Source organism: Methylobacterium sp. WL18 (assembly GCF_008040015.1).
In the GTDB taxonomy this organism is placed as follows: Bacteria; Pseudomonadota; Alphaproteobacteria; order Rhizobiales; family Beijerinckiaceae; genus Methylobacterium; species Methylobacterium mesophilicum.
Genome location: NZ_VRVD01000140.1, coordinates 1 through 9,358, shown reverse-complemented (window position 1 = coordinate 9,358; position 9,358 = coordinate 1). Strand labels below are relative to the sequence as shown.

The 9,358-nt window shown below is 69.2% G+C and carries 15 protein-coding genes and 1 tRNA gene; 9 read left to right on the top strand and 7 right to left on the bottom strand.

Annotation, left to right across the window (positions count from 1 at the left end):
• Positions 1 to 262: 262 nt before the first annotated feature.
• The 5 genes from lysA to FV228_RS12590 all read left to right on the top strand — a co-directional run bounded on the left by lysA (position 263) and on the right by FV228_RS12590 (position 4,393).
• Positions 263 to 1,531, top strand: a complete 1,269-nt coding sequence (lysA, locus tag FV228_RS12610; RefSeq protein ID WP_147854935.1) for a diaminopimelate decarboxylase — start codon at positions 263 to 265, stop codon at positions 1,529 to 1,531.
• Positions 1,528 to 2,373: a glycosyltransferase family 2 protein gene (locus FV228_RS12605; RefSeq protein WP_246689971.1), complete on the top strand. Its 846-nt coding sequence runs from the start codon at positions 1,528 to 1,530 to the stop codon at positions 2,371 to 2,373. Before lysA ends, FV228_RS12605 begins: the two co-directional genes overlap by 4 nt.
• Before the next feature lie 12 nt (positions 2,374 to 2,385).
• Positions 2,386 to 2,477, top strand: a tRNA-Ser gene (locus FV228_RS12600).
• A 763-nt stretch (positions 2,478 to 3,240) separates the two neighbouring features.
• Entirely contained in the window at positions 3,241 to 3,864 is a 624-nt protein-coding gene (locus tag FV228_RS12595; protein ID WP_246689970.1) for a sigma-70 family RNA polymerase sigma factor, read from the top strand.
• A gap of 229 nt (positions 3,865 to 4,093) precedes the next feature.
• Positions 4,094 to 4,393: a hypothetical protein gene (locus FV228_RS12590; RefSeq protein WP_147854933.1), complete on the top strand. Its 300-nt coding sequence runs from the start codon at positions 4,094 to 4,096 to the stop codon at positions 4,391 to 4,393.
• Between the two features lie 163 nt (positions 4,394 to 4,556).
• Here the strand turns inward: FV228_RS12590 and FV228_RS12585 are convergent, their stop codons facing one another.
• A complete protein-coding gene (locus tag FV228_RS12585; protein ID WP_147854932.1) occupies positions 4,557 to 4,964 on the bottom strand; it encodes a hypothetical protein in 408 nt (135 codons plus the stop codon).
• A gap of 410 nt (positions 4,965 to 5,374) precedes the next feature.
• On the opposite strand from FV228_RS12585, the gene FV228_RS12580 reads away from it, so the two are divergent.
• The 3 genes from FV228_RS12580 (at position 5,375) to FV228_RS12570 (ending at position 6,485) form a co-directional block, all read left to right on the top strand.
• Complete coding sequence (locus FV228_RS12580; protein ID WP_147854931.1) at positions 5,375 to 5,692, top strand: hypothetical protein; 318 nt, start codon at positions 5,375 to 5,377, stop codon at positions 5,690 to 5,692.
• 75 nt (positions 5,693 to 5,767) lie between these two features.
• The gene (locus tag FV228_RS12575) at positions 5,768 to 5,959 is read left to right on the top strand and encodes a DUF3606 domain-containing protein (protein ID WP_147854930.1); all 192 of its coding nucleotides are present in this window, start codon (positions 5,768 to 5,770) and stop codon (positions 5,957 to 5,959) included.
• Positions 5,960 to 6,161: 202 nt separating this feature from the next.
• Positions 6,162 to 6,485 carry a hypothetical protein gene (locus FV228_RS12570; protein ID WP_147854929.1) on the top strand — a complete coding sequence of 108 codons (324 nt, stop codon included), beginning with the start codon at positions 6,162 to 6,164 and terminating at the stop codon, positions 6,483 to 6,485.
• 50 nt (positions 6,486 to 6,535) lie between these two features.
• Here FV228_RS12570 and FV228_RS12565 read toward each other — a convergent pair whose 3' ends face one another.
• The 6 genes from FV228_RS12565 to FV228_RS12545 form a co-directional block, all read right to left on the bottom strand.
• Entirely contained in the window at positions 6,536 to 6,784 is a 249-nt protein-coding gene (locus FV228_RS12565) for a hypothetical protein (protein WP_147854928.1), read from the bottom strand.
• Between the two features lie 30 nt (positions 6,785 to 6,814).
• On the bottom strand, positions 6,815 to 6,976 hold the full coding sequence (locus tag FV228_RS12560) for a YqaE/Pmp3 family membrane protein (RefSeq protein ID WP_147854927.1): 162 nt from the start codon (positions 6,974 to 6,976) through the stop codon (positions 6,815 to 6,817).
• 75 nt (positions 6,977 to 7,051) lie between these two features.
• The gene (locus FV228_RS33075) at positions 7,052 to 7,225 is read right to left on the bottom strand and encodes a hypothetical protein (RefSeq protein WP_187277720.1); all 174 of its coding nucleotides are present in this window, start codon (positions 7,223 to 7,225) and stop codon (positions 7,052 to 7,054) included.
• A 131-nt stretch (positions 7,226 to 7,356) separates the two neighbouring features.
• Positions 7,357 to 7,644, bottom strand: a complete 288-nt coding sequence (locus FV228_RS12555; RefSeq protein ID WP_147854926.1) for a hypothetical protein — start codon at positions 7,642 to 7,644, stop codon at positions 7,357 to 7,359.
• A gap of 142 nt (positions 7,645 to 7,786) precedes the next feature.
• Complete coding sequence (locus FV228_RS12550; protein WP_147854925.1) at positions 7,787 to 8,071, bottom strand: hypothetical protein; 285 nt, start codon at positions 8,069 to 8,071, stop codon at positions 7,787 to 7,789.
• Positions 8,072 to 8,228: 157 nt separating this feature from the next.
• Entirely contained in the window at positions 8,229 to 8,489 is a 261-nt protein-coding gene (locus tag FV228_RS12545) for a hypothetical protein (protein WP_147854924.1), read from the bottom strand.
• 519 nt (positions 8,490 to 9,008) lie between these two features.
• Between FV228_RS12545 and FV228_RS12540 the strand changes: the two genes are divergently transcribed.
• A partial coding sequence (locus FV228_RS12540) for an MHYT domain-containing protein (RefSeq protein ID WP_281406489.1) occupies positions 9,009 to 9,358 on the top strand: 350 nt, incomplete at its 3' end.

Below are 9,358 nucleotides of genomic sequence, written 5' to 3'. Positions count from 1 at the left end.
CCGGGGACGAGCTGTCCATCGCGGCGGTTCCGCCGGGCGGCACCGGGGCACCGATCGAGACCGGCCGCGGCGCGAAGCGCGGCTACCGGATCCCCAAGGAGCCTTTCATTCTCGATCCGCTGCTGTAGACGGCTTCTGCCGGAGGCCGCCTCCGCGCCTGCGCCGTGTCGCGCCCTCGTCTATGGGCGCCCCGCCGGCAGGCGGCCGGGATGTTTCACGGGAAACACCCCGCGCTCCGGCACGCAGGAGAGACACGGCCGAGATGCACCATTTCCACTATCGCGACGGTCGCCTGCAGGCCGAGGACGTCGATCTGACGGATCTCGCAGCGGAAGTCGGCACGCCCTTCTACTGCTACAGCAGCGCCACCCTGGAGCGGCACTACCGGGTCTTCGCGGAGGCCTTCGCGGGCGACGACGCGCTGGTCTGCTTCGCCATGAAGTCGAATTCGAATCAGGCCGTGCTGCGGACCCTCGCCGCCCAGGGCGCGGGCATGGATATCGTCTCGGGCGGCGAGCTGCATCGGGCGCTCGCGGCCGGGGTCGATCCGGCCAAGATCGTGTTTTCCGGCGTCGGCAAGACCCGGGACGAGATGGTGGCGGCGCTCCAGGCCGGAATCTTCTGCTTCAACGTCGAGAGCGAGCCCGAACTCGCCCAGCTGTCCGAGACGGCAACCGGCCTCGGTCTGACGGCCCCCGTCTCGGTGCGGGTCAACCCGGACGTGGATGCCGGCACCCACGCCAAGATCTCCACCGGCAAGTACGAGAACAAGTTCGGTATCCCGATCACCCGGGCCCCGGAGGTCTATGCCGCGGCCGCCGCCCTGCCGGGGATCGCGATCCACGGCGTCGACATGCATATCGGCAGCCAGATCACCGACTTGGCCCCGTTCGCCAGCGCGGCACGGCTGCTCGCCGACCTCGCCCGGCAGTTGCTGGCGGCCGGCCATCCCCTGCGCCACATCGATTTCGGCGGGGGTCTCGGCATCCCGTACCGGGACGACAACGCCCCGCCGCCCGACCCCGCCGCCCTGGCCGAGACCCTGCGTCCGCATTTCACGCCGCTCGGCCTGCGCCCGGTCTTCGAGATCGGCCGGATGATTTCCGGCAATGCCGGGATCCTGGTGACCCGGGTGCTGTACGTGAAGCAGTCCGAGGGGCGCACCTTCGTGATCATCGACGCGGCGATGAACGACCTGATCCGCCCCACCCTGTACGAGGCGTATCACGGCCTGCGCCCCGTCGCCGAGCCGGGGCCGGACACGCCCCGCATCGTCGCCGACGTGGTCGGCCCGGTCTGCGAGACCGGCGACTATCTCGCCCTCAACCGCGAGATGCCCGCGGTGCAGGCGGGCGACCTGATCGCCGTGATGAGCGCGGGCGCCTACGGGGCGGTCCAGGCCGGCACCTACAACACCCGCGCCCTCGTGCCGGAGGTGCTGGTGCGCGGCGACCGGGCGGCCGTGGTGCGCCCGCGCATGAGCGTGGAGGATCTCGTCGCCCTCGATCGAGTGCCGGACTGGCTGGCGTGACCGGCGCGCCGGTGGGCTTGCGAGAAGCCAGCGCGGGACCGCTGCCCCTGTCGATCTTCATCATCGCGCGGAACGAGGCGGACCGGATCGGCGCCACCATCCGGGCGGTGCGCGACCTGACCGACGACCTCGTGGTCGTCGATTCGGGTTCCACGGACGGCACCCAGGCCCTGGCGACCGCGCTGGGCGCCCGGGTGATCCACAAGCCCTGGCCCGGCTACGGTCCGCAGAAGCGCTTCGCCGAGGAGCAGTGCCGGCACGTCTGGCTGCTGAACCTCGACGCCGACGAGGTCGTCCCCGCCGAGCTGGCGGCCGAGATCCGCACCCTGTTCGCCTCCGGCGAGCCCAGCCGGCCGGCCTGGCGGATCGGCATCGCGGAGGTCTTTCCGGGCGAGGGCCGGCCCCACCCGTGGGCCTACCGGCTGACTCCGGTTCGCCTCTATCGCAAGGACCGGGGGCGCTACGCGGCCTCCCCGGTCCACGACCGCGTCGCCCTGGAGCCCGGGGTGAAACCCGGCCGCCTGCGCGGGGTGATCCACCATTTCTCGGTGCGCTCGCTCGGCGATCAGCTGGACAAGCTCAACCGCTACTCCGACCAGCAGGCGGACGACCTCGAGGCCCGGGGCGTGGTGATTCCCACCTGGCGCGTGTTCGTCGAGCTGCCGGGCAACTTCCTCAAGGCCTATCTCGGCCGACGCCACGTCGTGCGCGGCACCTACGGCTTCCTGACGGCCATGAACTACGCGATCTCGCGGCATCTGCGCATCGCCAAACACTACGAACGCCGCCGCCGCACCGCCACCGGTCCGGATCGGGTTGACCCGCCCGATCCGACCTTCTAGAGCCAGAGCGCCGGAGACGTGGCCGAGCGGCTGAAGGCACTCGTTTGCTAAATGAGCATGCCCCGAAAGGGGTATCGAGGGTTCGAATCCCTCCGTCTCCGCCACTCACGTGGCTCAAGCGCCTGCCCCAATTCACATTCTCCAAGCGGCCGACATGCCGCTCGACTGTCGAACAGCGGGCGACTTCGGTTCGTCCGTATGTCCAGCGCTGATGGACGGTCGCCCGGCCAAGGTCTGCTGGTTTCGCGCGAGCGGCATGCGGGACGTGTTGGCTGAGGCGTTGGGTGCAGATCCGCCTGGGCGGTGGCTGCGACCCAAGCGATGCACCCGGATGCGCCCCGTCGCGCTCCGATCCCGCCGCGGCGGATCCGTCTGAGTTTACGTCGAACACCCGCGTCGCGGATCGGCCGCGACGCGGGTAAGCGGCCCGGGGCCGCGGTGGGACGGGTAAGGTCGGCGCTTCGGACGTGTCCTCCGTCAAGTCAGCGACGTGACGGCCGTCCGGCGACGATGGGTTCCAGATCGACAGCGTGCCGCCCTCCGGCCGCCATGAGGAATGGCCCGGAGCTTCCACCGCCGCCGAAAGCGCGAATGAACCGATCTTGCAGCCCGAATCCGAACCGATGACGGTCGCGCTTCACCCTACGCCGGGTCGCGGCGCGAAATCGGACCGACCGTTACCGGTTGCGTGAACGTCCGGGCCTGGACTGGTATACTCGGATCATTGACGTGAGCAGGATCAACCAGCCAGAACGCGTGATCTGAACAGCGTCGTACAGGGGCCGATGGGCGCTCCCGTACGGAAGAAGGACGGTCCTTCCCATGCTCTCGCGTGAAGCACCTGACGGACCTTCGACGACCGAGGGGTTGCCGCGGCATGTCCAGGACCTGATCGGCCGCCGGTTGAACGAGATCCTGCCCTCCATGGAGGAGGTCGATCCCGGAACGCGACTCGGGCAGGTCCTGCTGCGGCTCCGGGCCGCCCTGCGCGATGCTCAGGTGGAGCGGCAGGTCTCGCAGGCGTTCAGCGACGGCCTTATCGCGGCGGTGCCACGCCTGCGCCGGTTCGCGATGGTCCGCGCCGGCAGCGCGGCCGAGGCGGACGACATGGTGCAGGGGACCTTGCTGAAGGCGTGGGAGCATCGCGCCCGCTTCCAGCCCGGCACGAACCTGATCGCTTGGCTGTTCACGATCCTGCGCAACGCGCACATCAACCAGGGGCTGCGGTCTCGGCGCGAGGTCGAGGACGTCGACGGGACCCATGCGTCCCGCCTGAGCCTGCCGCCCGAGCAGGAGCATCGCATCGGCCTCGCCGAGTTGCAGGCGGCCCTGAACGATCTCCCGACCGAGCAGCGGGAAACCCTCCTGCTCGTGGTGCTGGAGGGTCTCGTCTACGAGGAGGCGGCCACGATCCTCGGGTGCCAGCCCGGTACGGTGAAGAGCCGGGTCAGCCGGGCCCGCGAGCGCCTCTCCCTCGCCCTGGGCGTGTGACGTCTCCGCCGCGGTCAGGCAGGTGGTGACAGCCAGCCGTCGCCGGACCTCGGATATCCGCCGATCGGGTTCGTGACGGCCTCAGGATCGGGCGCCGGCACCGCCGCGCAGGTAACGATAAGGTGAGTCCCCTCAGCCAGATACAATTGGCAACGTATTCGATCGTAGAAACCTGCAACCCTCCCGCGGGGATCGATGTTTTCAGGCCATCGCAGCAGAGGAGGTGCAGATGCGACTCAAGCTTGTTGGCGCGGCAGCCCTGGCACTGGGAACGATTGCAGCGACGGCCGGTACCGCGCAGGCTCGCGATGGATGCGGGTTCGGCGGCCACCGCGGCTATGACGGGTACTGCCGACCGAACGTCATCTACCGTCCCGTCGTGGTCCGGCCGGTCTTCTACGGCTACCGCAGGGTCGGCTGGTACGGCCCCCGCTGGCATCGCTGGGGCGGCTATCGCCCCGTCGGGTTCCACCGGCCCTGGGGCTGGCACGGCGGCTACCGGCACGGTGGCTGGCACCACCGCTGGTGATCCGACCTTGACCTGAACGAAGCCGCCCGGAGCGACGCCGGGCGGCTTCTCACGGACCGCAGCAGCCTCGAGCCATCAGATGCCGAGTACGTCGCACATGAAAAGGGGCACCCGGATCGAATCCGAGTGCCCCGACAGGTGATGGCGTCAGGCGGTCAGAGGCTCAGTAGCCGTAACCGTAAGCCGGATAACCGTAGCCGCCGCCGTAGCCGTAAGCCGGCGCATAGCCGTAGGCCGGCGCGTAACCGTAGCCGCCGCCGTAGTAACCGACCGGGCGTCCGTAGCCGTAGCCACCACCGTAGCCGCCGTAGCTGTTGGCCACGATGGCGCCTGCCGCGAGGCCGGCGATGCCGAGGCCGATGGCCGCGCCCGGACCGATGCCGCGACGGTAACCATAGCCGCGTCCGTAGCCACGATATCCGCCGTAGCCGCCGCGGAACCCGACGCCCCGGTATCCGTAGCCGCCATGACCGTAGCCGCCGCCGTAACCCCAGCCGCGAGCCTCGGCGGGTGCCGACGCCAGCAGGCCTAGTCCGAGCAGTGCCGTGGAAGCGAGTGCAAGCTTGCGCATCCGGGTTGTCCTGTTGTGGTGAATATGGCGTCTCAACAATTTCGCCGCCGGCCCGTTCCAAATTGAAGGTGGTTCAGCCTGTCACGGTACAGAAGGATGGGCATACCGGTGAGAGCGTCGAAAGCGGCGGACAGGGCCTTGGCGGCGCACCGCCTGCCGGATCCGGCGTTCACACGGCTACGCCTGCCGGCACTCTGGCACCGTGCGCGCCCGCACAGGTCTTCGCAGCGTGCGAGATCGGCGAAGACGCCATCCTGATGCGTCATCCAGGAAGGCCGCCGTGGGATCGATCAATCCAGTCTCCCGTCGGATTGATGAACGATCCGACCAGAACTGGTTCAGGGCGCCGGCCACATCCTCTGGGCATCCGGTCCGGCAGGTGCGGGCCGACGGGTTCAGGAGATCGGGTCATGGTGCGTTCCAGGATGCTCGGTATCGCCGCGGTCGTCGCGGCAGGACTTGCCACCGGCACGGCGGCGAAGGCGGCCCCGTTCGGTTACGCGCCGCCGGACAGCACCGTTCTGATCGAGCGCGTGGCCGGCGGCTGCGGTCCGGGCTTTCATCCGAACCCATGGGGCCATTGCCGTCCCAACGATCGCGGATGGGGCTATGGCGGCCCCCGCGGCCCCTATGGTGGCCGCCCGGGATACGGGTACGGCCACGGGGGCGGGTATGAGCGCGGCCCCGGCGGCTACGACGGCCCGCGCCGGTTCTACGGCGGCTGGTAGTTCGTACGCTCCCCGGCGCGGACCCGGCGTCTGAACCGTCCGGGTTCCCGGGCGGTTCTCCCGGCGGAGGTTGCCATGTCCGATGTGTCCCAAGAGCCGAAGCGTGTGAACGTCGAAGACCCGAGTTCGGCCGCCTATTGGGCGCGCCGCCTTCAGGTGCCGGTCGAGAATGTGACGGAAGCCGTGCAGGCGGTCGGCGATGATCCGGCCGCCGTCGCGGCCCATCTCGGCCGACCGTGGCCGTACGACGGCAGCGGTATCGTGTAGGATGAAGGCCCGCTGTCAGCTGGGGTACGGACCGATGCGGCCCCACGGTCAATTACAACCACAGAGTGCAATTATCTGAGATCGTCGACCCAAAAGTAGTATTCGACGCCTTATGGTCAAGCTGATACGCAGTCTTTGCAGCTGTGTGCGTCGCAATAACTGAGACATGCTCTGGCATGGTTTCCGTGCAGAGCATGACTTTATGATCGATGAATTCTCGGACGACCAAGCCGGCAGCCCGGAGCCGGGCTCCGAGATGGCGCAGGAAGCCAACGGAGTCGCGTTTCTACTCGCCAGCGCGGCCTACCTGGCCCTGGCGGATGCCTACATGCGCCGGGAGGGCCCACAGGCCCTGACGGTGATGGAAGAGATCGAGGACCGGATCGAGGAGGCGCTCCAGAGCTTCGTCACGGAAACGTCCTACGACGAGGCGCGCCCCGACATCCTCGCCCACGCCACCGCGAAGATCCGCGCGCTGCTCGAGGCCGGGCGCTCGATGTCGCCGGGACCGGGCTCGCTCCAGTAAGGCGCGGACCCAGGGCCCCTCCGGCATCGTGGAGCGAGGGAGGCCGCCCCCTACGGACGGGCCGCGGGCGCCTGCGTGTTCGGAGTCTGCGGGCTCGGAGTCTGCGGGCCGGGAGTCTGAGGCGCCGGTTGGGTCTGCTGCTGCGGAGCCGGCGCGGTCTGGTCGGTCTGCAGCGCCTCGTTGGCCTTGGTCTGGATCTGGTCGGCGGTCTGCTGGCTGATCACCCCGTAGGACACAGCCGCCGCGAGCGCGACGGCGACCAAGGCCCCGATGATCGTCTTCATGAGCTTGGGCGGCATGCGGACCTCCTCGTCGGCGCCGGCGGCGTGTCAGGCGGCTTCCCTGCGGGTGACAACCAGCGCCCAGATCGTCGCCGGGATCCATCCGATGATCGTGATGTGGAGGATGATGCAGAGGATGCCCTGCAGAATCTTCCCGCGCAGGAACATGGCGAGCCATGGCGCGAGGAAGCAGATGATGATCATGATCATGGGTTGAACGGCTCCTTGCAGCGGAGACATAGGCAGCCTGGCCGTTTCAGGTAGGGCCGATCCCGCCGCGTTTTCCTACCACGCGTGCACGAGGTGCCCCCCGGCCAGCACGAGCACGGCGAGGGTCACGAGCGAGATCAGGACCTTCCGGACCACGCCGGCCGCGCGGTCGGAGCGACGCCGGCCGTCCGGTGTCTTGAGGACCCGGATCTTCGGATCCGAGAGATGCTGCGTCAGGCTTTCGGGCAAAGCCCGCTTCGAAGCGCCAGACCTCGGCCGACCCCTGCGCATGCGCATCCCTGCTTAAAACCGCTGCCCCTTTGGCATCGCTCCCGCGCGGCCGGCCCATCGTGCCGGACAGCGGTCTTCGGGACGACGCCCTATCCGACGGTCACGGCACCGTCGATCGGGTTCACCGCGACGACGCGCGGCCCGCGGATCTCGGGGTCCCGCTGTTCCCACGCGGACAGGGCCGCGTTGGCGGCCTCGACGAGCGCTCCGGGCGAACCGGTCCCGACCTGGGGGCGGATCGCCTCGACGAGCCGCGCCAGGATCGTCTGCTCTTCGAGCGGGTGGGCGGGCATCGTCGCCTGCCGGCAGAACGCGGCGTAGACGTTCTCGGCAATCCTCCGGGCGACGCCGTCGGCGTGCGGTGTGTCGTCAGCCATCTGTCCGTCTCCCGATCGCCTGCGGCGCGCGAGCCGCCGAAGCGGGGACCGGCCCGGCGCCGGCGCGCGTGACATCAAAGCCCGAGCGGCGAACAGGGTTGCACTGCAATCGGCACCGCTCCCGCGGCGCTGCGGCTGAAGCTCAGTCGTCGTCGGTATCGGCCGGCGAGCCGGGCGGCAGGGGGCCGTCATCGATGACGCCGCGATCCCCGTAATTGTCGGGTACGCCGTCGAAGCCGACGACGCCGTCGGGATTGTCCGGCGTCACGTTCGGATCGACCCGCCGGATGCCGTCGCGGTTGAGGCGCCTGTCGAGCCGGTCCATCCGCCTGAGGTCGCGCTGGACCGGAACGTCCTGCATGCTCTGCGCCAGCGCTTCCGGTGCTGCCGTGAGGGCCATGACGGCACCGAGAGCCAGAAGCCTCATGTCGGATCGCCCTTCGCGTTCAGGTCCGCATGCGTGCCCGCGGAGCGTTGCCGGCGCGTGTCGGCGCGGCCGCAGGCACAGTGCCGGTGATTGCCCGGGGAATCAACGATAAGTGGCAGGCTGTCCCGCCTCCTGTTCGGGACGCGGCCGACGACCGTCAATCGACCCCGCATCCTTCCGCCCGTTCCCGCCGGCGGCGTTCCGCGTTCTGCTGCGCCTGCTCCTGCCAGCTGTCCTCGGGCGGGATCACGGCGACCCGGTCGGACTCGACGGCCAGGGCGTCCAGGTCCCGCATCCCGGTGGGCAGAGACCCGGTCGTCTGCGGGTCGTCGCAGCCCGGCCCGGACCGGTCGCCCCGGGCGAGGGCCGGGCCCGCGCATACGATCATCAAGGCCAGGAACGCGAAGCGGTGTTTCATGCGGGATGCCAAAGGAAGCCGTCAAACGATCCGTCGGCGGCGGGCGGAGAGCCGAGCCGCCGTCGGATCGTGGATACCGAAGAGGGGTATGGCGAAACGCTTAACGAAAAAGAGCCCGCCGCGGCTTGTGCCGAGCGGGCTCGAAGGGGTCGTCTTGGGAGGAGCCGTCACCTACCGCGCCTCCGGCGGCCGGGACACCGGTCATGAGGCATGGCCGACGCGCGCTGGCGGCATGTAACCGCCACGCTGGCCGGCTTGAGAACCGTTCCCAAGAGCAATCTTCGGGGCTTTTCGCGTCCATCGACGGCGATTCACGGCACCGGACGGGTGGGCCGGGCGCGGAGATCCGGCAGGCCCGCTTCGGAGTTCGGGCCGGGACTTTCTGGTCATGCCACACAAGCGACGACGCGATGACCCGGAACACCCCTCCTGAGAGGCGAAATCTTATTCCGAAATGCAACTTCTGATTAGTATTGGCCGCGCTATCGTGCGCCCGTATTGCCGCGTGGCGAGGCTCCCATGTACCGCGCTCTGGCCTGCCTGACCGACGAGCACACCCCCTGGGTGGTTCCCCTGGCGGCCTGTGTCTGCTGGATCTCGTGCTACGTCGCCCTGCTGCTCGAGCAGCGCGTGCGCAAGGGCGGCGCCTGGGCGCCGAGCTGGCTTCTGGCCGCCAGCTTCTCGGCCGGCGCCGGCATCTGGAGCACCCACTTCATCGGGATGCTCGGGTACGATCCCGGAATCGTCGTCGGCTACGAGGTCGCCACCACGCTGCTGTCGCTGATCGTCGCCATCGCGGCCGCCCTGGTCGCCTTCACGCTGCTGCGCGCCGCGCACCAGGGCGCGCCCTGGTGCGCGGCGCGCAGCAG

What these genes read in the sequence shown, in the direction of transcription:
- lysA (WP_147854935.1), top strand. Translation starts at nt 263, where the DNA reads ATGCACCATTTCCACTATCGCGACGGTCGCCTGCAGGCCGAGGACGTC.
- FV228_RS12590 (WP_147854933.1), top strand. Translation starts at nt 4,094, where the DNA reads ATGCGACTCAAGCTTGTTGGCGCGGCAGCCCTGGCACTGGGAACGATT.
- FV228_RS12585 (WP_147854932.1), bottom strand. Translation starts at nt 4,964, where the DNA reads ATGCGCAAGCTTGCACTCGCTTCCACGGCACTGCTCGGACTAGGCCTG.
- FV228_RS12580 (WP_147854931.1), top strand. Translation starts at nt 5,375, where the DNA reads ATGGTGCGTTCCAGGATGCTCGGTATCGCCGCGGTCGTCGCGGCAGGA.
- FV228_RS12575 (WP_147854930.1), top strand. Translation starts at nt 5,768, where the DNA reads ATGTCCGATGTGTCCCAAGAGCCGAAGCGTGTGAACGTCGAAGACCCG.
- FV228_RS12570 (WP_147854929.1), top strand. Translation starts at nt 6,162, where the DNA reads ATGATCGATGAATTCTCGGACGACCAAGCCGGCAGCCCGGAGCCGGGC.
- FV228_RS12565 (WP_147854928.1), bottom strand. Translation starts at nt 6,784, where the DNA reads ATGCCGCCCAAGCTCATGAAGACGATCATCGGGGCCTTGGTCGCCGTC.
- FV228_RS12560 (WP_147854927.1), bottom strand. Translation starts at nt 6,976, where the DNA reads ATGATCATGATCATCATCTGCTTCCTCGCGCCATGGCTCGCCATGTTC.
- FV228_RS12555 (WP_147854926.1), bottom strand. Translation starts at nt 7,644, where the DNA reads ATGGCTGACGACACACCGCACGCCGACGGCGTCGCCCGGAGGATTGCC.
- FV228_RS12550 (WP_147854925.1), bottom strand. Translation starts at nt 8,071, where the DNA reads ATGAGGCTTCTGGCTCTCGGTGCCGTCATGGCCCTCACGGCAGCACCG.
- FV228_RS12545 (WP_147854924.1), bottom strand. Translation starts at nt 8,489, where the DNA reads ATGAAACACCGCTTCGCGTTCCTGGCCTTGATGATCGTATGCGCGGGC.